The organism is Acinetobacter sp. LipI_23 (assembly GCF_058243045.1).
On record NZ_JBZAYJ010000001.1, the window covers coordinates 451,152 to 471,158 of the forward strand.

22 protein-coding genes and 1 pseudogene are annotated in these 20,007 nt (G+C 42.5%); 5 read left to right on the forward strand and 18 right to left on the reverse strand.

From position 1 onward, the window contains the following. Positions 1–7 precede the first annotated feature (7 nt). Together AC4CVD_RS02220 and AC4CVD_RS02225 are read left to right on the forward strand one after the other, a co-directional pair. The gene (locus tag AC4CVD_RS02220; protein ID WP_490751936.1) at positions 8–631 is read left to right on the forward strand and encodes a MotA/TolQ/ExbB proton channel family protein; all 624 of its coding nucleotides are present in this window, start codon (positions 8–10) and stop codon (positions 629–631) included. Then, a complete protein-coding gene (locus AC4CVD_RS02225; RefSeq protein ID WP_058868889.1) occupies positions 631–1,035 on the forward strand; it encodes an ExbD/TolR family protein in 405 nt (134 codons plus the stop codon). Before AC4CVD_RS02220 ends, AC4CVD_RS02225 begins: the two co-directional genes overlap by 1 nt. A 56-nt stretch (positions 1,036–1,091) precedes the next feature. Here the strand turns inward: AC4CVD_RS02225 and msrA are convergent, their stop codons facing one another. The 5 genes from msrA to thyA all read right to left on the reverse strand — a co-directional run bounded on the left by msrA (position 1,092) and on the right by thyA (position 4,882). Beyond that, positions 1,092–1,619 (reverse strand): peptide-methionine (S)-S-oxide reductase MsrA, encoded by a 528-nt coding sequence (gene msrA, locus AC4CVD_RS02230; protein ID WP_234965256.1) that lies wholly within the window; start codon positions 1,617–1,619, stop codon positions 1,092–1,094. 111 nt (positions 1,620–1,730) lie between these two features. Next, positions 1,731–2,189 carry an META domain-containing protein gene (locus AC4CVD_RS02235; protein WP_114836428.1) on the reverse strand — a complete coding sequence of 153 codons (459 nt, stop codon included), beginning with the start codon at positions 2,187–2,189 and terminating at the stop codon, positions 1,731–1,733. A 95-nt stretch (positions 2,190–2,284) separates the two neighbouring features. Continuing rightward, a complete protein-coding gene (locus AC4CVD_RS02240; RefSeq protein ID WP_490751939.1) occupies positions 2,285–3,337 on the reverse strand; it encodes an Lnb N-terminal periplasmic domain-containing protein in 1,053 nt (350 codons plus the stop codon). A gap of 26 nt (positions 3,338–3,363) precedes the next feature. Beyond that, complete coding sequence (locus tag AC4CVD_RS02245) at positions 3,364–3,876, reverse strand: dihydrofolate reductase (protein WP_490751941.1); 513 nt, start codon at positions 3,874–3,876, stop codon at positions 3,364–3,366. Between the two features lie 163 nt (positions 3,877–4,039). Then, positions 4,040–4,882 (reverse strand): thymidylate synthase, encoded by an 843-nt coding sequence (thyA, locus tag AC4CVD_RS02250; protein ID WP_490751943.1) that lies wholly within the window; start codon positions 4,880–4,882, stop codon positions 4,040–4,042. A gap of 526 nt (positions 4,883–5,408) precedes the next feature. On the opposite strand from thyA, the gene AC4CVD_RS02255 reads away from it, so the two are divergent. Further along, a complete protein-coding gene (locus AC4CVD_RS02255) occupies positions 5,409–5,918 on the forward strand; it encodes a CHAP domain-containing protein (protein WP_087011366.1) in 510 nt (169 codons plus the stop codon). Positions 5,919–5,957: 39 nt separating this feature from the next. Here the strand turns inward: AC4CVD_RS02255 and AC4CVD_RS02260 are convergent, their stop codons facing one another. The 3 genes from AC4CVD_RS02260 to lgt all read right to left on the reverse strand — a co-directional run bounded on the left by AC4CVD_RS02260 (position 5,958) and on the right by lgt (position 7,627). Further along, positions 5,958–6,326, reverse strand: coding sequence for a hypothetical protein (locus tag AC4CVD_RS02260; protein ID WP_490751945.1), 369 nt, complete (start codon positions 6,324–6,326; stop codon positions 5,958–5,960). A gap of 2 nt (positions 6,327–6,328) precedes the next feature. Then, positions 6,329–6,712, reverse strand: coding sequence for a hypothetical protein (locus tag AC4CVD_RS02265; RefSeq protein ID WP_490751947.1), 384 nt, complete (start codon positions 6,710–6,712; stop codon positions 6,329–6,331). A 102-nt stretch (positions 6,713–6,814) separates the two neighbouring features. Continuing rightward, complete coding sequence (lgt, locus tag AC4CVD_RS02270; protein ID WP_184117757.1) at positions 6,815–7,627, reverse strand: prolipoprotein diacylglyceryl transferase; 813 nt, start codon at positions 7,625–7,627, stop codon at positions 6,815–6,817. A 93-nt stretch (positions 7,628–7,720) separates the two neighbouring features. Between lgt and AC4CVD_RS02275 the strand changes: the two genes are divergently transcribed. Next, positions 7,721–8,503 (forward strand): NRDE family protein, encoded by a 783-nt coding sequence (locus AC4CVD_RS02275; protein WP_426977695.1) that lies wholly within the window; start codon positions 7,721–7,723, stop codon positions 8,501–8,503. Positions 8,504–8,545: 42 nt separating this feature from the next. On the opposite strand, the gene AC4CVD_RS02280 is transcribed toward AC4CVD_RS02275, so the two are convergent. From AC4CVD_RS02280 to tatA, 4 genes and pseudogenes are all read right to left on the reverse strand, one after another. Then, complete coding sequence (locus AC4CVD_RS02280; protein WP_490751949.1) at positions 8,546–10,798, reverse strand: PhoX family protein; 2,253 nt, start codon at positions 10,796–10,798, stop codon at positions 8,546–8,548. 198 nt (positions 10,799–10,996) lie between these two features. Then, a complete protein-coding gene (gene tatC / locus AC4CVD_RS02285; protein WP_426977691.1) occupies positions 10,997–11,782 on the reverse strand; it encodes a twin-arginine translocase subunit TatC in 786 nt (261 codons plus the stop codon). A gap of 208 nt (positions 11,783–11,990) precedes the next feature. Continuing rightward, positions 11,991–12,240 (reverse strand): annotated as a pseudogene (tatB, locus tag AC4CVD_RS02290) (Sec-independent protein translocase protein TatB); the annotation flags it as partial. Between the two features lie 18 nt (positions 12,241–12,258). Continuing rightward, the gene (tatA, locus tag AC4CVD_RS02295; RefSeq protein WP_005400828.1) at positions 12,259–12,483 is read right to left on the reverse strand and encodes a Sec-independent protein translocase subunit TatA; all 225 of its coding nucleotides are present in this window, start codon (positions 12,481–12,483) and stop codon (positions 12,259–12,261) included. Between the two features lie 159 nt (positions 12,484–12,642). Here tatA and AC4CVD_RS02300 point away from each other — a divergent pair, with 159 nt between their 5' ends. Further along, the gene (locus AC4CVD_RS02300) at positions 12,643–13,527 is read left to right on the forward strand and encodes an AEC family transporter (RefSeq protein WP_039890254.1); all 885 of its coding nucleotides are present in this window, start codon (positions 12,643–12,645) and stop codon (positions 13,525–13,527) included. Between the two features lie 119 nt (positions 13,528–13,646). On the opposite strand, the gene rdgB is transcribed toward AC4CVD_RS02300, so the two are convergent. The 6 genes from rdgB to AC4CVD_RS02330 form a co-directional block, all read right to left on the reverse strand. Then, complete coding sequence (rdgB, locus tag AC4CVD_RS02305) at positions 13,647–14,273, reverse strand: RdgB/HAM1 family non-canonical purine NTP pyrophosphatase (protein ID WP_005400826.1); 627 nt, start codon at positions 14,271–14,273, stop codon at positions 13,647–13,649. A gap of 104 nt (positions 14,274–14,377) precedes the next feature. Then, positions 14,378–14,968 carry a tetratricopeptide repeat protein gene (locus AC4CVD_RS02310; RefSeq protein ID WP_004692440.1) on the reverse strand — a complete coding sequence of 197 codons (591 nt, stop codon included), beginning with the start codon at positions 14,966–14,968 and terminating at the stop codon, positions 14,378–14,380. Then, the gene (gene metW, locus AC4CVD_RS02315) at positions 14,965–15,558 is read right to left on the reverse strand and encodes a methionine biosynthesis protein MetW (RefSeq protein WP_004979039.1); all 594 of its coding nucleotides are present in this window, start codon (positions 15,556–15,558) and stop codon (positions 14,965–14,967) included. The genes AC4CVD_RS02310 and metW overlap by 4 nt, the downstream gene beginning before the upstream one ends. Further along, complete coding sequence (gene metX / locus AC4CVD_RS02320) at positions 15,558–16,718, reverse strand: homoserine O-succinyltransferase MetX (protein WP_005400824.1); 1,161 nt, start codon at positions 16,716–16,718, stop codon at positions 15,558–15,560. The genes metW and metX overlap by 1 nt, the downstream gene beginning before the upstream one ends. Before the next feature lie 101 nt (positions 16,719–16,819). Beyond that, positions 16,820–18,517, reverse strand: a complete 1,698-nt coding sequence (gene leuA / locus AC4CVD_RS02325) for a 2-isopropylmalate synthase (RefSeq protein WP_005400823.1) — start codon at positions 18,515–18,517, stop codon at positions 16,820–16,822. Positions 18,518–18,876: 359 nt separating this feature from the next. Continuing rightward, the gene (locus AC4CVD_RS02330; protein ID WP_039890252.1) at positions 18,877–19,983 is read right to left on the reverse strand and encodes an alpha-hydroxy acid oxidase; all 1,107 of its coding nucleotides are present in this window, start codon (positions 19,981–19,983) and stop codon (positions 18,877–18,879) included. Positions 19,984–20,007 lie beyond the last annotated feature (24 nt).

The following is a 20,007-nucleotide window of genomic DNA, read 5'->3' on the forward strand; positions in this document are numbered from 1 at the left end:
TTCGAGTATGAACTTTTCAGTTTATTGGCAACATGCTGATGCAGTCAGTAAAACACTGTATTTCATCTTGTTGGCAATGTCGATTGCAACGTGGACCATCTTTGTTTTACGTATCATGGGTACACGTCAATTGAAACAACAAGCTTATGCTCAACTTTCACAAGCTTTAGCTAAGTTAAAATCAAAGTTTGCTGTATTGAACTTTGAACAACGTAAAGCCGTTGCAGAACAAGCACTCCTTCGTCAAATTTCTGCTGAAAAAGCGAATGCTGAGAAAGGTGTTTCAGTTCTAGGTACGATTGCATCGCTTGCACCGTTCGTTGGTTTGTTCGGTACAGTATGGGGGATTTTCCATGCCCTTGTTGCTGTTGGTAAAAGTGGTCAATCGGGCTTAGCGCAAGTTGCAACTCCTGTAGGTGAAGCCCTGATCATGACGGGTTTAGGTTTGGCTGTCGCGATTCCTGCGGTGTTAGCATATAACATCTGTGCACGTGTAAACCGTACTTTGGCACATGAGCTTCAAGACCAAGCGCACGGCTTGTTAATTGATACTATGTTGCAACAAGACTCAGCACCTGCGGCAGTAGAAAGTAAAGCGACTCAACAAGGTTTAGTTGGAGGTCAAGCTTAATGGCTTTTCAATTGGGTGACGATAACGATGCTGGCATGAATGAGATGAATCTCATTCCGCTGATCGATATTATGCTGGTTTTGATGATCATCTTCTTGGTGACAGCGACCGTTGCCAACCCATCAATTCCATTAACTTTACCAAAAACGACGGCTGATATTGTAGATCCTCCACCTAAAGCCATTACGGTGAGCATTAATGCAAATGGCGAAGTGGCTTGGGATAATCAAGTGATTAGCTTGGAAGAACTACAAACGCGTTTTAATGAAGCGGGTGAGTTGGAAACCAAGCCAACGGTTCAACTTCGTGCAGATAAAGAATCTCGTTACGATATGGTGGCACAAGTCATGTCTCGTGCGAGTGAAGCTGGACTGGCGGATATTGCTTTCGTCAGCGATAACTAAGTTGATGTAAAAAAAAGCGACTCTTGAAGTCGCTTTTTTTATTGTGAATTATTGAGTTATTTGCTGTCTTTCAATAAAGCCTGAAACTTAGAGCGCAGCTTCATCAGTTTTGGTGGAATGGCAAAGTTGCAATAGCCTTGAGACGGGTTACGAGCGTAAAAGTTCTGGTGATAGTCTTCAGCCGAATAGAACGTTGGTACAGGACTGAGTTCGGTCACAATCTCGAGACCTTCTGCCTTTAAGTCGTTAATCGCTTGCTCTGCGTCAGCACGCTGTGCATCATTAAAATAGTAAATGACTGAACGATACTGGGTGCCGACATCATTGCCTTGACGGTTGAGTGTTGTCGGATCATGAGTGGCAAAAAACACATCGAGCAGCTGAGCATAGCTGATTTGAGTTTCATCAAAATCAATTAAAATAACTTCGGCGTGGTTGGTATCGCCACGACAAATGTCTTCATACGTTGGGTTGTCGGTATCTCCACCTGCATAACCACTGGTCACTTTATGTATGCCCTGAAGCTCTAAATAAACCGCTTCTACACACCAAAAACATCCACCACCAAAGAGTGCTTGTTGCATTTTAAAATCCTAATTGTGTTTATTGTTTATATAAGGGCTGATTGGTGAAGCACAATGTTGTCTGCTACAGATTAAAAAAGCCTGTGATTACAGGCTTTTTATAGAAACAACTTAACGTGGTTGAATGGCAGAGCCAAACTGTAGCAGCAAGTTGCCATGTCGATCGAGTAGTTTCAGCGTTTTACCAAACACTTGGTAATGCGTCACTTTTGCCAGCGCTTCTTGGAACTGTTGCGGAACAGCACTGTTATTGATACAGGCCATTCGGGTGGTTGCGAGCTGGCTCAAGGTGAGCGTATCGCGTCCGACGGTATAGCTGCCCATAATGCGGTTACAGCCATCTGCACCACTGATGCGGTTATCAGCTGAAAACTGAAGGCTTGGAATATTACGTTCATTGGGTGCTGTTTTAATTTCGGTATTGCCGATTTGCGTCAAAATCCAAGTCCGTTGCTGAAGCTGTTGAATGTTGGCCATTTCAATGGTGTCGGATGGCGGTGGTGTCGTTTGGCAACCAGTCATGATTAAGCTACTCGCTAAAAGACTGCTTGCAATCAGTTTTTTTAACATGGGATCAGACTCTTATTTTGATGTATCGTCTGAACTATCAAAGCAAATTTTGTCGTTGATTGCCAGTTTTAACTTGCAGCTTTTCGTTGCAGACCTTAGCGTGTTTGGTCAACGGGTAAACCCTGACGAATGAGCTGTGAATACTCAGGACTGGTTAAAGCTGTTTCTTTGCTTACACGTGGGTTGATATAGGCTTTTTGATACCATGTTTTCATATCCCACTGTTGGCTAATCGCGCCTAAATCATACAAATAATTCGGCAAATAACCTGAAGCTAAAATACGGTAGTCAGTCGGTAAAGCGTCATGTGAAACGGCTTGAACCATATCAAATACCAAGGTGGTACAATTACTGGTGAGGGTGTTATACCACTTAGGATGTTTGGCGAGCTCGTCTGCCTTATGTAGATACTCTACAAACAGTGCTTTACTTTCAGCCTGTCCGAGGCGAACAGGAAAGAAATAGACTTGTTCATGACGAATATTGCTGCGGGTATACACAATATCATGCTCATCTGAGGCCACTAAACTCAGCTCATATTTTCTAAAAAAACCACCAATCGCTGAAAATTCTTCATTTTTCTCTTTGCGAATTTCAATGGAAAAGGTCAGCGGTGCGGTATTGGCAAAATCAAAACTGACCAAAGTGTGCGCGATTTGTGGCCCCATCCAGTATGAGGTAATGATATTGACCCCAGTGATTTGATTTAGATCGAAAGAGCGGGTATCCCAATGTTCAGTATAGGAGCCATCGGGGTGCCATCTGAAATTGCGGATATTATGAAGTGTCACATGGTCGCCTTGTTTTTCATAATGCAAGATTTTTGCTACTTCAGGTTGCCAGTCGCGGTCTTGGCGTGCGTCTAAGCTAAAATACCAAGACAACGCCAATAAAAAACCAAGGAGATAAAGGATGATATCGAGGCGACGACCAAAAAAGCTTTGGGTGATATAGATGCCTAAAATGCTGAGCGCAAAAGCAATCCAGATCCCAATAAAAATACGGCTGACCAACCAACCCCAAGGCGCTTGAATCCACAATGCAAAACACAGCCAAATTGAACTGAACAAGACAAAAATACTAAACAGGGTGTGGAGTAACCCAAAGCCCAGTGTCCGCCAAAATTCTATTTTGATCATGTTGTGCATCGTGCTTTTAGCAAAAAGAATATGCTTTATTTTTGATAAGTTGCGAACTCAAAAGCAATTCCAGTTTTGTCATCAATATGTTGTTCTGACACCACTTTTTTAAATGCTGCTGGAATGGCAGGGTAAAAGACATCCCCCATAGCATCTATATTAATATGTGTTAACTCTAAACGGTCTGCAATATCAATGGTTTGTTGAAATATTTCACCGCCACCTATGATAAAAATAGTTGTAGGTTTCTCGGAAGATTGAACATCTTTAATAGAATTTTTTAAAGCTTCCTCAATTGAATGAGCAACTTTGACTCCATCAAAACTCCAGTTTGGATTACGAGTAATTACCCAGTTCACGCGTTTAGGTAAAGCACGCCCAATTGAGTCGAAATTTTTACGTCCCATGATAATTACGCCACCTTGCGTAATTTCTTTGAAGTGTTTTAAGTCTGCTGAAATATGCCAAGGAAGATCGTTATCTTTACCAATACATTGTTGGTTGTCCATAGCAACCACATGTACTACTTCATAATTACTGAAAGTCATAACTCTAAAATCCAAGCCAAATTTAAACAACGCAAAGCAAAATAAATCCCACTTTAACTTAATAAAATGGGATTTAGTTATTGTAACTATAAAATAGGAAATTAAATAGTTACGATTTTTTAAGTTCGCTTAAGAATAGTAGATATTTATTCTGTAAAAGATTTTAAACAGCGACAGGTGCTTTAATCCCAGAATGTGATTCATAACCCACGATTTCGATATCTTCAAATTTAAAGTCGAAAATATCTTTAACCGCAGGATTGAGTTTCAGTTGGCACAGCCCTAAAGGTTCACGGCTTAACTGAAGCTTCGCTTGCTCAAAATGGTTGGCATATAAATGCGTATCACCACCCGTCCAAACAAAGTCCCCAACACCTAAACCGCAGACTTGCGCGATCATATGGGTGAGTAGCGCATAACTGGCAATATTGAAAGGCACACCTAGAAAAACATCGGCACTGCGCTGATAGAGCTGACAAGACAGTTTGCCGTTATGAACAAAAAACTGGAAGAGGGTGTGGCACGGAGGAAGGGCGACTTGCCCAGCTTCTTGTGGATTCCAACCCGATACAATCAGACGGCGTGAGTTTGGATTGGTTTTAATTTCATTGACTAACCAAGCAATTTGGTCAAAACCATCTTTTTCATACAAACCGTCGGCTTTTTTAGTTGCACCGAAATTACGCCATTGATGACCATACACAGGCCCCAGTTCACCTTCTGGGCGACCAAAACGCGCAGTTTGTTCTGCGGTTGACCATTCATCCCAAATACTGACTTTGTTGTCCTGTAAATATTGCACATTGGTATCGCCTTTTAAAAACCACAACAGTTCAATCACGATTGAACGAAAGTGAACTTTTTTAGTGGTTAATAAAGGGAAGCCTTGAGAAAGATCAAAGCGCATTTGATGACCAAATACCGAGCGCGTACCTGTACCAGTACGGTCGCCTTTATCACCACCGTGATCGAGGATGTGTTGTAGCAGGTCTAAATACGTTTTCATAAAACTCTCAAATAAACACTTCGGGAGAACAGATCTCTTAAAAGAAGGGCCTGTTCTTTCCACTCTAAATTATAAAATCTGCGGATGATTATACTGAATTGTGCCTTATTGCGCACCCGAGATTAGTAAGTCAGGCGAGATGATTAATCATATAAAAGTTATGTGAAAGCTATTACAGAAAACCAGATTAAAGTGGTTTTGTGCAGGATTTAAACTGGAATGATTGAGTTGTATTGGATCTAAATAGGCAGTCGTTTAGATGGGCAATCCATTCCATATCTAAGGACTTCGTTGCCGATGTTGAAACATTTGGGCTTGAGGCGAATAGGCACTTGGTGAAGGATTAAATTTTTTTAGTTAATTTAGGTTTCAAAAAGTACAGAGAAAAGAAAACTTTAGAAATGTTGTGTTGCATTTTGAAAAAAAATATTACATTTACGACATGAAAGTTCAATGCTGAGCGGTTAGTATTTCGAACTCGAAAAGTTGCACACCCCTAATGATTGGGAGGAGAGTTGGTTTTAGTATGCCTTATGATCAAAACGTAAATATGAATGACGTCTATGCGCCTGCGCAAACCAATATCATAATACGTTCTCAGTCAGAGCGAAATGTCACCGCTTCGGATATTTTAAGCTCGAAGCAGGCAAGAGAAAGGGCCATTAGCAACCATCAGCGTGTGGATCTTGAAAAATTTACAGGTTTCTTAAGAAATATCACCCGTCAAACCAGCACCCAAAAATGTGCTAAAAGTATTCGCATTGGCTTAGAGTCTGCGGGTGCACGCTTCAAGAGCCATCCTGTGGCTGCGGCAGATTGGGGGAAGACCTTAACCAGCATTGGTTATCGTAAAATCAACTTATCTTTTGATCAGCCTAAAAAAGGCGATATTTATATTATCGACCGTACTGCAAAAAACCGTTATGGACATATTGCCGCTTATTCAGGCAATGGTTGGGTTTCTGATTTTAAACAAAGTGGTTATGCGGTTTACCGTAACCAAAATGTGAACTACAGCTATTATCGAATGGATTAAGCAGATGTTGACGGGATGTAGAGCAACTCCGCATCCCGATTAAATTCTTTTTTCACGCTGTGCGTGAATCGATACTAAAAATAAACCAATTCCACTAAAGCCGATACACTGGAGCGCCAGCGGAATTTTATCTTGCGCGGGTAGATAGCCTAGCAAACAAATCAGGGCAATTAGGGGCAGAAAAATAACCAAACGCGAAAAGCCTTCCCGATACGGATTGTCCTGAGCAATCTTCAATTGCACACCACGTAGCAAATGCGTTGCAATGCCAATCACGAGACTCAAACCAATAAAGATTGTGCCAAGCTGTTGAACTTGTGCTGCCATAAAAATCATCACGCAAGTGGCGATACAAACGATGAGTTTAATTTGACGGCTACAGCGTTCAGAATACCAAAAGTTCAACATGTTTATTGGGACTCAGACTGAGTATTGTTATGCAAAAGAGATAGAGGGGAAAATAGGCAAATCCCTAGTGCCATAAAACCAATCCCTTGCGCACCTGGAATCAGCAGCTCACCATCTTTAATATTCATAAAAATCAGCGCTAAGAGTAGGGCAATCGGAATCCAAGTCAGTAGACGATACAGGAAGCCTGTAGGGTTCTTGGCGGCAAAATGGATTTTGCAGTAACGACAAATCAGAAAAACAATCCCAGTACCCAAGAACATTAAAATGGCATTGAGGCTCAGGGGATCCATCCAATACAACACACCTGTTACAACAGCAATTGCGATAAAAATAAGTAATTTTTTAAGAATAGAAATTGAGGGATTAAACCAAAATTCGAGCATGGGAGTAATGTATTTAAAAAACCAAACATATGTCACTTTAGCATAATTTGGCCCTAAAAAAGGGGGGCAATGATGCCCCCAATATTTAATCCGATCATCGGATCAGCCATAATTCTTTTGTGGGCCCCAATCATAGATTTTCTTTTGATAGGCATACCACATCATCCACGCACCGACTAAAATCATTGGCAGACTGAGGAATTGGCCTTTACTCATCCATGCGATGAACAGCTGTCCGTTGTCAGGTTCACGGAAGAACTCGACGATGAAGCGGGCCATACCATAACCGATCAGGAATAAAGCTGAAACCGCCATGCGCGGGCGTGGCTTTGAACTGAACCACCACAGTACGATGAACAACAATAACCCTTCAAAAAAGGCCTGATAGAGCTGAGAAGGATGGCGAATTAGCTGTAGCGGATCCGTTGGGAAAATCATACCCAGTGCAAAGTTTGGGTCTGCAACAGGACGACCATAAAGCTCTCCGCCAATGAAGTTACCAATACGGCCAAACATGAGCCCTGTAGGGACACATGGCGCAATAAAGTCGAGGGTTTGGAACCAAGTCATTTTGTATTTCTTGCACCAGAACAGCATGGCAAGCATTACACCCAAGAAGCCGCCGTGGAAACTCATACCGCCTGTCCAGACTTGGAACAGCCAGATTGGGTTGGCAAGGAATTGCTCAAAGCCATAAAAGAAGACGTAACCGACACGACCACCAATAACTACGCCTAGAGCGCCATAAAAGATCAGATCGGAGACCATGTCAGGTGTCCAACCTCGTTCTTTCGCGCGGTAGCTTGCTAGTCCCCAAGCAAACAAAAAGGCCAATAAATACATCAGTCCGTACCAATGGACTTGTAAAGGGCCAAGTGCTATTGCGACGGGGTCAATATTTGGATAGGTCAGCATGCATATTCCTAGTCATTATGTTTTGAACAGATTTTAGCTGAAAGAGATGAAAAATGTTGTACATTCAATGTGTAAAGATGATGAGTATCGTTTATGTGTATTGTTGCAATAGCATGGCAGGTCTTGGATGAGATGCCATTGTGTTTGATTTCAAATCGAGATGAGTTCTATCAGCGTCCTTCGAGCCATTTAAAGCAATGGGAAAATAGCCCGATTATTGCAGGGCAAGATTTGCAGTCTGGCGGCACATGGATGGGTATAACGCCAACAGGACGTTGGGCCGTTTTAACCAACTTTCGCGATGGAAAGGATCAAACCAGCTATCCAACGTCTCGTGGACATTTAATTCAATCCTTTTTAGAGTCTGAACAAACCCCGATTCGTTTTGCACAAGACTTAGAGAAAAAACAATGCGACTATGCGGGCTTTAATCTTTTTATGGGGGATCGGCATCAGGCGGTCTATATGAGCAATCGCGGTGAAGCACCACAGGTTCTTCCGAAAGGCGTGTATGTGGTGTCGAATGGTTTGATGACGGAACATTGGGAAAAAACCAAACATTTACGTAAGCGCTTTACCCAAGAGTTCTTACCGATGTTGCAACAATCCCATATCTTACAAAGTGAGTTAGAGACAACGGCTTGGGATATTTTGCAAGATGAGCGAAAAGTTGCGAATGAGTTGTTACCGCAAACGGGTATTGCCTTGGAGATGGAAGCGTTATTGTCATCGACTTTTATTCAAAGTCCAGTGTATGGCACACGCAGTTCTAACTTTTTATGTATGCAAGCACAGCAGTTTATATGGTTGGAAAAGACTCAATATGGTGAGCAAAAAGGAAAGATTGTACGACAGCAAGTGAAGATTGAAGCATAAAAAATGCCGACATGGTGTCGGCATTTTTTTATTGTCGCTAGATTATGCTTTTGCTGTTTCTAATGCTTCGCCAGCGATTACACCACCATCTTTACGGGTGATGACTACGGTTGCAGAACGAGGTACTTTACCTAAGCGGCTATAACGATCGCTTTGGTTGGCGGGCCATGCGCCCCCTGGATGCTGGACATTTACGAAAATCGCTTTGTAGTCTGGTGTCATGGTCACACCGGTAATTTCACAGCCTGAAGGGCCTGTAAGGAAACGGCGAACCCGATCATTATTCAGCTTGGCACCGACAAAGGTTTCCTGACCTTCAGCTTTGGTACTGGAAGCAATTGCTTTAGTACCATCACCGACTTTACCCGGAAGTGCTGCTAACATCATGCAGTTGGTTTCATCGGTGTACTGACCATCATCGGTCTGAATCCACAGAATCCCGCGCGGATCGAACCACATGCCGTCCGGGGCGGAGAAGTCATTTAAATCATCCAGACCTGACAGGTTGATGTTAGAGGCAGCACGTGCTTCTGCACCGAACAGGAAAATATCCCAAGCAAAACTTGTCGCTGTAACTGTGTTTTTAGCTTCACTGAAACGAATGATATGACCATTCATGTTTCCTGAGTTGCTAGCTGCCGAGCCTTTAAAGTCGATGTAGCTACGTGGGTTGGCTGCATCGGTTGGGTAAGCACGTCCACGGTTACCGTTGTTGGTAAGCGTCACATAGACTTCACCATTTTCGGGATTCACTGCAACCCATTCTGGACGGTCCATTTTGGTCGCACCAACATGGTCAGCCGCAAGACGGGCATTGATGACGATGTCATCTTGGCCTGCAAATGGATAGATTTCATTGGCAGCAGTTAAACCATTTTTGCCATGAGTCAGTTCTAACCATTCACCTGTACCGTCATCATTGAATTTAGCGACATATAATGTCCCTTTATCCATATATTTATCACCAGCAGTATAACCACCATTGACGTCTTTCGGATCCCAGACTGCTTCAGAAACAAATTTATAGATATATTCGCCGGTCGCATCATCACCCATATAGAACGCTAATGGCTGACCCGGAATAGGGTTACTACAGCGGCAATCTTCGTGTGCAAAACGACCCAGTGCAGTACGTTTAACTGGACGTGTAGTCGCGCTAAATGGATCAATCTCTACAATGAAGCCACACGTATTCATGACATTACGGTAGTCTGCTAGCGCGTTTTCACCTTTAACTGAAATATCCCAACGATCATACAGATCTTTGTCACCAGTTAACTCGGCAATTGGAGTATTCCATAAATATTGCGAAGAAAGGGCATTAGCACCACCACGACCATAACGTGATAAGGCAATTTCTTCTTTTGCAATGGCACGTGTGTCATTGGCTTGACGAGCGAAATAACCGTCCCAGTTTTCTTCAGCCGTTAAGTAAGTTCCCCATGGCGTATAACCATTACCACAGTTGGCAAAGGTACCGCGAGTCAGCGTCCCATCTGGTGAGAAAATGGTTTTGACTAAGTCAGAACCACGCGCTGGTCCATTAATTTCCATCTCGGTTGCTGCAGTGATACGACGGTTAAAATTAGAATTTAAGTTGATTTTAACGTCTTGTGTATTTGCATCTTTGCTGATCTCAATAACAGAAACACCATGCGCATTCACTTCACGGAGTACCTGATCTTCTGGACGTACGCCATTGATAACTTTTGTACCTTCTGGTGTATGGAGCTGAGGTAGTTGTAGGTATTCGTGGTTTAGAACAAGTAAACCTTGTGTTGATTCTTTGGCAGCATAATTTTTGTTGGTTGGATGCATACCGAAGAAGCTCATACCATCATGGTTATCGCCGGCACGGAATTGATAAGATGCACCTGATGGTAGTTCAGCATCGGTTTTTTCTGGATAAGTAGGGTTAATTGGATCGCCTACTGCATATAACACTTTCAGCTGGTAGCCTGCAGGAACACTGAAGAAGTTCGCTGTATTTTTTCTCACAGGTTCAAAGGTTAATTTATTCGGACGTGCTTTTAGATCGCTCCAGGCATGTTGATCTGGGTTAGTGGTGGCTGGCGGTGTAGTTGGATTACCGTCAGGAGTACCAGAATCATTATCATCATCTGAACAACCACTTACTGTTGCTGCAAATGCTAATGCCATTGCCCCACTTGTAGTTTTTGCAATAAAACCACGACGATTCATATGTTGATCAAGAATCGTTTGAAAATGCGTATTATTTGAAGTGTTACTATCTTCGGTCAGATCCTGACACGGAATCATTTCATCGTTGTTCATTTAAAAGTCCTAGCTTTTCTTTAATGGCTTGGTTGCTGCTTAAAAGCTAGAAATAAACTACCCGCTGAATATGACAGTACCTTGAAGAAAATATTTCAAAAAAGTTAAATAAATTAGTATTTTATTTAAATTTAAAAAACAAAAAGACATCCAGAGCTGCCTGAGTAAATCGATATTTTTTTGTTTTGGCTGGTATTGTTATTCAGTCTTTAAACGACGTTTCTCAATCAGTTTTCCTGCCAGTAAACCAAGTTCAAACAGCAGCCACATCGGGACAGCCAGCATGATCATTGATAGGGCATCCGGGGGTGTCACAAACATTGCCACAAAGAAGCAACCCACAATAATAAAGCGGCGTTTCTCGACCAGCTGCTGGGTACTGACCACACCAATTAAAATCAGTAATAGGGTAATAATTGGAATTTCAAAGGTAAACCCGAACACCAAAAACAGCTTCAAACAAAAGGTCAGATAGCTATTAATATCCGTCATCGGGGCAACCGTTTCCGGCGACACACTGATGAAAAAATGCAAAATTGACGGCAGTGCAACAAAATAGGCAAAACTGATGCCGATATAAAACAGACAAATACTGCCAATCAACAAAGGTAAGGCCAAACTTTTTTCTTTCTCATATAGTGCAGGTTTTACGAATGCCCAAAGCTGATACAAAATAAATGGCATCGCTATCAGCAACGCCACAAAAAAGTTCAGTTTAAATGGTGCCATAAAGGTTGCCGTGACATCGGTTGCAATCATGGTCGATGTATGTGGCAATTGCGCACGTAAGGGCTCTGATAAGACCTGATAGGTTTTATTGGCAAATGGCAATAAACAAAAGAATAAGGCAATAATTAACCCGACAATTTTAAAAAGATGCTTACGCAGCACCATCAGGTGCTTGGTAATTGGCATTTCTTCTAATGCAGGTTGCTCAGACTTCACCGCTAAATGAGGAAGCTGAGTAGAATTGGGCTGACTCATACCGCGACCTTCATTTCAGTATATATTGTATTTTGAATGGGGGAGATAGATGCTGATGCAGTCCGTACTGGCGCTTTAGGGATGCGTACCATGCACTGTTTTTCTGTATTTTCAACAGGTTGATAAAACTGCTGTTGTAAGTTGTTTAAAGATGCCTGTTTTGAGTCTGTCGATGATTTTGCATCATCAAAGATTTTTTCATTTTTCATTTCAGACATCTGAGCCTGCATTTTTGCTTCAAGCTCTTGAATACGTGCCATTTCTTGCTGCATTTGTTCACGTAATTCAGATAAACGCAATTCACGGTCGATGTCGTTTTGAACATTGCTGACCATACGTTTTACTTTGCCATACCACTTTCCAACAAAACGCGCAGCTTCTGGAAGTTTCTCAGGACCCAGCACCAATAATGCAATGATGCCGAAAATCAGCAGTTCTGTCATTCCAATATTGAGCATAATCTCAAACCCTCAGCCTTAGTGTTTTACTGTCGAATTGACATCACTGCTATTGGCTTGATGTTCAATCGTACGAGGTTCTTTGAGTTGCGCCGCTTCTGCCTCATCATCTTTTATTGATTTTTTAAAATCTTTGACCGCGCCACCCACATCTTTACCTAAGTTCTTAAGTTTGGCTGTACCAAAAAGAAGAATAACCACAATTGCAAAAATTAGTACGTGCCAAATTGATAGTCCCGCCATGGGTAGATCCTCATCATTTTTCGTTTTCCCTATATCAACAGGCTTGTGTGACATTGCGGTGACGATGATGTTTCAATTTCAAGACAAAACGATCGCTTTGCACTGATTTTGAGAAAAAGCAGTGTTATGATGATTCCGTGAAATTTCAAGGATATTGAAGTGACGTTGCTGCTCCCTCTGTTGGCCTTTCTTAGTGGTTTACTCCTTGCATCCACCCCATTGGCAACACGGTTGAAAACAGGCTTTTCAAGTCTTTTAGCGCGTTGCTTCATTCCGATTGTTATTGTCTACAACATGGTGTTTTATCAGGCTGGTAGCTTTAGTCTGATGTTATTCAGTTTTGTCGTGGCAGTGCTCTTATTTTACTTTTTCCTCTATTTTTCAAAGAATAAATTAAGCGCCCTATGTTTTAGTTATGTCAATATGGCATGGCTAGGCTTTCCTTTTGCGATTGCGTTGTTTGGCACAAAAATTAGTCCAGCAATGGTGGCCTTATATATCGGTGGCTCTATTTTTGGCAATCTCTGGGCAGTAACGGCCGTTAGCCAAACACCGTTAGCTTTTTCATTTATTTTAAAAAAAGTGCTCTGTGCTCCCCCCATGATTGCTTTGATTCTGGCCCTTATTTTTCGTTCCGTTGGGGTGCAATATTGGTCACAGCATGATCTGATTGATGTGGTTTATAGTGCAGCCAAATTTGGTATGAGCTTCTCTGGCATGTGTGTATTGGGCATGTGGTTGAGGCACACCAAAGTTGAGAAAGCGGACCTGTGGCAAAGTAGTCAGACGGCTTTGTTAAAACTAGCATGTGGCGCGGTGCTGTGTGGGCTGAGTTATCGTTACCTCGCTATTCCTAATATTGAACAATATATTGGGGTCATGTTCTTATTGTTCTGTTTACCGCCAGCAGCCAATATTGTGGCTTTGGAAACGCATTATCAGGGTACAGGCACGTCGGCAAAATACATTGCTTCAGGTACGATCATCAGCTGTGTCGTAGTGAGTATTTATGGTTTATTGCTGCATGTATTTGCTGTGATCTAAGTACTCACTTTTAGCTGGAGATGCGTAGTGCTGCGCAAGGGCGATAGAGGAGAATATAGAAAATATTTCGCCACCATTCTCCCTAAAGGGAGAAGGGGCAACATTGCGCAGCTTAGTTTTTATTGTTCTAAACTGGCTTTAAACAGTTGCATCGCCTGACCACGATGGCTGATTTTATTTTTTTCTTCTTTGCTCATTTCTGCACTTGAAAGCCCTAACTCGGGTAACCAGAACAGCGGGTCATAACCAAAACCATTTTCACCACGTGCAGCCTCCAGTACTTCACCTTTCCAAATGCCTTGGAAAATTTGTGGAAGAGGATCATCAGCATGTTGTACTAACGCTAAAACGCATACAAACATGCCTTCAATCGCTTGACCATCTTTACGCAGTGGCTTGAGTTCAGCTAAGAGTTTTTGGTTATTGGCAGCATCATCGCCGTGTTCACCTGCATAACGCGCAGAGTAAATCCCCGGTGCACCACCTAAAACTGGGACACAAATCCCAGAGTCATCTGCAATGGCTGGTTTTCCTGAAATTCTAGATGCATGGCGTGCTTTAATAATCGCATTTTCGACAAAGCTCAGACCATCTTCAATGGCATCTTCAATATCCAATTTACCTTGAGCAATCACTTCAACAGGTAAGTTGAGCTCTGCAAATAATTTTTCAAATTCCGCAATTTTACCTTTGTTATTGCTTGCGAGGACTAATGTGCCTTGAGATAACCAATCAGTTGATGCCATGTGAAGGATCCGTGCTTTAAAAATTATGCGGTTATTTTAACAAGTCCGACTCATGGATAGGCAATAAAAAAGCACCCGAAGGTGCTGAGTATGGAAATAAAAGCTTATTGAGCTTGAATCCACTTGTCTGCACGGTCACGTGCTTGACGAATTTGATCTTGTGTTAAGTTTGCCGCTAAGGCTGTTTTCTTGCCTTCAGAAAGCGTAATCACTTTATTGTCGAGCATGCCATCACGGGTTGAAAGCTCATACCATTGATAAGCACCCATGTAGTTTTTCTTTTGCTCTTCCATCATCGCCAAGTTAAAGCTTGCGCGGTTATCACCACGGCTGGCTGCTTTTTCAAAGTATTGACGTGCTAAAGATTCATCTTTTTTGGTGCCTAGGCCATCTGCAAGCATACGACCAACATTTAGCTGAGCAGCCGAAAGACCTTGATCTGCAGCGGCTTTGTACCAAGCAAAGGCCTGTCGTTCATCTGCAGAGATGTCTTTACCTTGTTGATACTTGGTTGCAAGATAGAACTGCGCAGCAGGCTGACCTGCTTTTGCTGCTTTAATTAAGCTATTGATATCCATAACAGAATATTGTGCAGCTTGACTCGCAACAGACGTGGTTGGGGAAACATAATCTGCATGAGCCTGAATGCTCAAAAGTCCAACCAGTAGTGTCGTGCTTAAGAATAGTTTTTTCATAGAGCGCTCACTCGATAAATTGCGACTTCACCAAACAAATTCGGGAGACGTTTACTGAGTAAACTATCTTGTTGATCCCCATTTACAGCGAGTCGATTAATAATTCTGATGTTATTTTCCGCACAAAGTGCTTCAAAATCACGGAAAGTACATAAGTGGATATTGGGTGTGTTATACCACATGTACGGTAAAGCTTCAGAAACAGGCATCATTCCTTTCAGTGCCAAGAAAGAACGAGTCTTCCAATGAGCAAAGTTTGGAAATGTAATGATCGCCTGTTTCCCTACACGCACCATATCACGTAATAAAACATCTGGTGCATCTACCGCTTGCAAGGCTTGTGCCATAACGACATAGTCAAAAGACTGGTCTGCAAAGCGGCTTAAACCCAAGTTTAAGTCCTGTTGGATAATATTTAACCCGCGACCGACCGCAATTGCAATCTTTTCTTGATCAATTTCCAGTCCATATGCGCGAATATTGTGCTTTTTGCTCATGTGGGCCAGTAATTCACCGTCACCACAGCCCAAATCGAGTACGCTGGAATCAGGTTTGATCCATTTTTCTGCCAGTTGATGATCAATACGCATTACACAGCCCCCTGAGATGTTGCTTGAAGGTGTTCAGAACCGCCTAGAAATGCACGTAACGCTTTTACATACAAAGGAATCGGGAACAGGAATGAGTCATGGCCTTGTTCAGCGTCGATATCTAAATAGCTCACCGGTTTGTGATTGGTGATCAGCGCATCCACAATTTCTTGTGAGCGTTGCGGGGTAAAACGCCAGTCGGTGGTAAAGGACACCACAAGGAACTGACATTTGGTCTGTGACATGGCTTTAACTAAAGACTGCTCATACTCACGCGCAGGATCAAAATAATCTAAAGCTTTGGTCATAATCAGGTAAGTGTTGGCATCAAAGTTACGGCTAAATTGCTCACCTTGATAACGCAAATAGCTTTCGACTTGGAACTCGACATCGAAACCATACATAAATTTGCCTGACTTTAGGTCACGACCAAATTTCTGCTTCATGGCTTCTTCAGATAAGTAGGTAATATGGCCGACCATACGTGCCAAAATTAGGCCACGTTTTGGATAGCTGTCATTTTCAAGATAGCGACCATCATGGAAGTCTGGATCAGACAAAATTGACTGGCGTGCGACTTCGTTAAAGGCAATATTCTGAGCCGATAATTTCGGCGCACTGGCAATAATCACGCATTTTTGCAAGCGATCAGGATAATCAACCGACCATTGCAAGGCTTGCATACCACCCAATGAACCGCCAATCACCGCACTCCAGACCTGAATGCCCAGATGATCAGATAAAATGGCTTGGGTTTTAACCCAGTCACGGACGGTGACTAAAGGAAAGTCTGGACCATAAGGACGGTTATCATTTTCAGGATTTGGCGAAGTTGGCCCTGTTGAACCGCTACAGCCCCCAATATTGTTCAGTGCTACCACGAAAAACTTTGAAGTATCAATCGCTTTACCTGGGCCAATACAAGCATCCCACCAACCCGGTTTTTTATCGTCAGCATGATGGTAACCCGCAGCATGATGATGACCTGATAGTGCATGGCAAATTAAAATCGCATTGGATTTATCTGCATTGAGTTCCCCATAGGTTTCAACCATCAATTCATAACGAGGAAGAATACGACCGCATTCGAGCTCTAAGGGCCCTTCAAAAGTAAACTTTTGTGGAGTAACGATACCCACGGAGTCAGCAGGAAAAGACACAGGAATAATACGCCTTAAATCTTTGGGGTTAATAAACAAAAGGATACCACTTGAGGGTATCCTTCTAAAGTCATTTTAGTGCTAATTATTATTGCTAATACTTATACCGCAGCAGCAATCACTTGATCTGTGCTTAACACACCTTGATCAATTAAGCGGTTGGTACACGCAATAATCGCTTCAATCGATGAGGTCACAATGTTGTCGTGAATACCCGCACCGAAGGCTGATTTTCCAGTGCCTTTGACTTGTAACTCAACCAAAGCCAAGGCTTTTGCATTTGCTCCAGAGCTAATACCACGCTCTTCGTAGCTCAAGACGTCAATTGGTAACTGTAAAGCATCCAACATTGCAGAGATTGGACCATTGCCTTCACCACGTAATTGCTGCGTTTCACCATTCACTTCAACTTCAAGCTCAACCACTTGTTTGCCGTTGTTGTCATACAAACGGTAGTTTTTAGTCGAGTAATGTGTATCTTTGGTGTCCACATAAGTTTCTTTGAACAATTTCCAAATTTCTTGTGCGGTAATTTCAGTGCCTTCTTCATCGGTACGTTTTTGTACGGTTTGAGAGAATTCAATTTGGATACGACGTGGCAATACCACGTTGTAATTTGCTTCTAACAAGTAAGCAATACCGCCTTTACCTGACTGTGAGTTGACGCGAATCACAGCATCATAGTCGCGGCCCAAGTCTTTCGGGTCGATTGGCAAGTATGGCATATCCCAAATTTCTTCGTTCTTTTGGAACTCAAACCCTTTTTTAATAGCATCTTGATGCGAACCAGAGAATGCGGTGAAGACTAAGTCACCTACATATGGGTGACGAGGGTGAACAGGCAAACCTGTACATTCTTCTACCGTTGCAATGATTTCATTGATATTTGAAAAATCTAAGTTTGGCGCAACACCTTGAGAGTACATATTCAAAGCAATTGCAGCGACGTCGACGTTACCAGTACGTTCGCCATTACCAAACACACAACCTTCGACACGGTCTGCACCGGCCATAATCGCCAATTCTGATGCAGCAATCCCACAGCCACGGTCGTTGTGACAGTGCACAGAAATAATCACGCCATCACGACGAGCAATGTTGCGGTGCATCCATTCAACTTGGTCTGCATAAACATTCGGTGTTGAAACTTCAACCGTAGCAGGTAAGTTTAAAATCACTTTATTGCTTGGCGATGCTTCCCAAATTTCGGTAACTGCATCACACACGTCTTTTGCAACTTCTAATTCAGTTGCAGAGAAACACTCTGGGCTGTACTGGAACACCCATTCCGTTTCAGGATATTGCGCTGCATATTCTTTGACTTTGCTGGCTGCATTGACCGCCAATTGCTTCGCACCTGCAACATCAACATTTAAGACTTTTTGGCGGAAAGTTGGTGCATTTGAGTTATAAATATGCACGATTGCACGTTTTGCACCCGCTAAAGACTCAAAGGTACGTTGGATCAAATGATCACGTGCTTGAACTAAAACTTCGATATACACATCATCTGGAATGTGATTTTCTTCGATTAATTTACGGGTAAAGTCAAAGTCAATTTGAGAGGCTGAAGGGAAACCGATTTCAATATTCTTGAATCCAATTTTCACCAACATTTGGAACATTTTAAATTTTTGTTCCATGTCCATCGGTTCAAAAATCGCTTGGTTACCATCACGCAGGTCAGTACTCATCCAAATAGGCGCTTTTGTAATTTCGTTGTTTGGCCATTGACGGTCTGGCAAGTCAACACGTTGATACATGCGACGATATTTTTTACTTGGATCAGCCAACATCATGAGGTAACTCCTTACATAGTACGGGTTGCATTTAAGGGGGGTAATAAAAAGCAACCTACTACTGAATATAGATTGTGTCTATGGTCTCTATTTACAAGGGAGTCTTCAGGGTGTTTGTAAACGTAAATATTTGATACGACTTAGATTTACCGTGAGTAACCTTGTAACGTTATATTTAAGAGTTTAATCCAGTTCGGTCGAAAAGATTTTTCTTTTTTTATGGCTTTTAGTCGTATCTGAAAAAATATTTCCCTTTAATTTGATATATAGGGGAAATATTTCCGTGTATTTTTGAGATGTGTTTGATCTTTTTCTTCATTTTAAGAATTTGATTCATTTCATTCGCTTTTTTGAAGAGGTTATGAGAACTCTATGACCATATCGGGCTGTATATCTGCAAGGGTTGCAGTGCCCATCAACGCCATGGTGATCTCAAATTCTTCTTTTAAGATTTTAAGCACATGGGCAACGCCTAAGGCACCCGCAGTGGCAAGACCATAAATACATGGTCTTCCAACTAAAACCGCGGAAGCACCTAAAGCAATGGCCTTAAACACATCTGAGCCGCGACGCACACCCCCATCATATAAAAGAGGGAAGTCATGCGGAACGGCTTTTTTTATGAGTTGCAAGGCTTTGAGTGGAGGAATACAGGTATCTAAAACTCGACCGCCGTGATTAGACACAATTAAGCCTTGTATGCCATGTTGAATGGCCAGTTGGGCATCGAGTGGGCTGACGATGCCTTTTAACAGGATGGGTAAATCAGTCTGTTGAACCATCCATGCGATGTCGTCCCACGTCGGAGCAATTTTCATTAGCCCATTAAACACGGGATGATCGCCTTCTTGCAGTTCAGGCAGTGGAATATGGGCAGGAGTGTGCGGATGCTGCATGTTTTCAGGAAGGTGAAAGAAAGCACGACGTTCACGGTCACGGATGCCTGTATGTGGAGAGTCCACAGTGATTACAATGGCGGTGAAATGTTGTGCCTCAGCGAGCTTCAGTAAAGCTAAAGACTTATCGCGGTCACCTTGCCAGTACAGTTGAAACCATTTGTAGGGATTTTCAGGTTTGAATGTTCGCATGTCTGTGTTGGTAAAAGTACTCAAAATCATATTGCTACCGAGTACTTCAGCTGCCAGTGCGGTTGCTGCTTCTGCTTCAGAATGAAACTGCTGTTGATGACCAATCGGTGCCACAAAAATAGGATGTGGAAAGATTTGCCCTAAGATTTCACAGCTCGTATTGCCTTGAGTGAGATCTCTTAACATGCGTGGTATTAAGTGCAAGTTTTGAAACTGAGCGAGGTTATTCCGAACACTGATCTCATCCATAGCGCCACCTTGCAAATAGTGCCAGACCATCTCGGGTAGATGCTTTTCTACCTCAATTTCATAGTCTGCAATCGTTTGCAATGAGGCAGGAATTTGGGTGAGTGGTGGCAAAACAGTTTTTGATGTCATGGAACGGTCCAGTTGCTACAGTAG

What these genes read in the sequence shown, in the direction of transcription:
- AC4CVD_RS02220 (WP_490751936.1), top strand. Translation starts at nt 8, where the DNA reads ATGAACTTTTCAGTTTATTGGCAACATGCTGATGCAGTCAGTAAAACA.
- AC4CVD_RS02255 (WP_087011366.1), top strand. Translation starts at nt 5,409, where the DNA reads ATGCCTTATGATCAAAACGTAAATATGAATGACGTCTATGCGCCTGCG.
- AC4CVD_RS02280 (WP_490751949.1), bottom strand. Translation starts at nt 10,798, where the DNA reads ATGAACAACGATGAAATGATTCCGTGTCAGGATCTGACCGAAGATAGT.
- tatC (WP_426977691.1), bottom strand. Translation starts at nt 11,782, where the DNA reads ATGAGTCAGCCCAATTCTACTCAGCTTCCTCATTTAGCGGTGAAGTCT.
- AC4CVD_RS02310 (WP_004692440.1), bottom strand. Translation starts at nt 14,968, where the DNA reads ATGAAAAAACTATTCTTAAGCACGACACTACTGGTTGGACTTTTGAGC.
- AC4CVD_RS02245 (WP_490751941.1), bottom strand. Translation starts at nt 3,876, where the DNA reads ATGACTTTCAGTAATTATGAAGTAGTACATGTGGTTGCTATGGACAAC.
- lgt (WP_184117757.1), bottom strand. Translation starts at nt 7,627, where the DNA reads ATGCTGACCTATCCAAATATTGACCCCGTCGCAATAGCACTTGGCCCT.
- leuA (WP_005400823.1), bottom strand. Translation starts at nt 18,517, where the DNA reads ATGATGTTGGCTGATCCAAGTAAAAAATATCGTCGCATGTATCAACGT.
- AC4CVD_RS02225 (WP_058868889.1), top strand. Translation starts at nt 631, where the DNA reads ATGGCTTTTCAATTGGGTGACGATAACGATGCTGGCATGAATGAGATG.
- tatA (WP_005400828.1), bottom strand. Translation starts at nt 12,483, where the DNA reads ATGGCGGGACTATCAATTTGGCACGTACTAATTTTTGCAATTGTGGTT.
- thyA (WP_490751943.1), bottom strand. Translation starts at nt 4,882, where the DNA reads ATGAAAACGTATTTAGACCTGCTACAACACATCCTCGATCACGGTGGT.
- msrA (WP_234965256.1), bottom strand. Translation starts at nt 1,619, where the DNA reads ATGCAACAAGCACTCTTTGGTGGTGGATGTTTTTGGTGTGTAGAAGCG.
- AC4CVD_RS02275 (WP_426977695.1), top strand. Translation starts at nt 7,721, where the DNA reads ATGTGTATTGTTGCAATAGCATGGCAGGTCTTGGATGAGATGCCATTG.
- AC4CVD_RS02260 (WP_490751945.1), bottom strand. Translation starts at nt 6,326, where the DNA reads ATGTTGAACTTTTGGTATTCTGAACGCTGTAGCCGTCAAATTAAACTC.
- AC4CVD_RS02265 (WP_490751947.1), bottom strand. Translation starts at nt 6,712, where the DNA reads ATGCTCGAATTTTGGTTTAATCCCTCAATTTCTATTCTTAAAAAATTA.
- metW (WP_004979039.1), bottom strand. Translation starts at nt 15,558, where the DNA reads ATGCGTATTGATCATCAACTGGCAGAAAAATGGATCAAACCTGATTCC.
- AC4CVD_RS02235 (WP_114836428.1), bottom strand. Translation starts at nt 2,189, where the DNA reads ATGTTAAAAAAACTGATTGCAAGCAGTCTTTTAGCGAGTAGCTTAATC.
- AC4CVD_RS02330 (WP_039890252.1), bottom strand. Translation starts at nt 19,983, where the DNA reads ATGACATCAAAAACTGTTTTGCCACCACTCACCCAAATTCCTGCCTCA.
- rdgB (WP_005400826.1), bottom strand. Translation starts at nt 14,273, where the DNA reads ATGGCATCAACTGATTGGTTATCTCAAGGCACATTAGTCCTCGCAAGC.
- AC4CVD_RS02240 (WP_490751939.1), bottom strand. Translation starts at nt 3,337, where the DNA reads ATGCACAACATGATCAAAATAGAATTTTGGCGGACACTGGGCTTTGGG.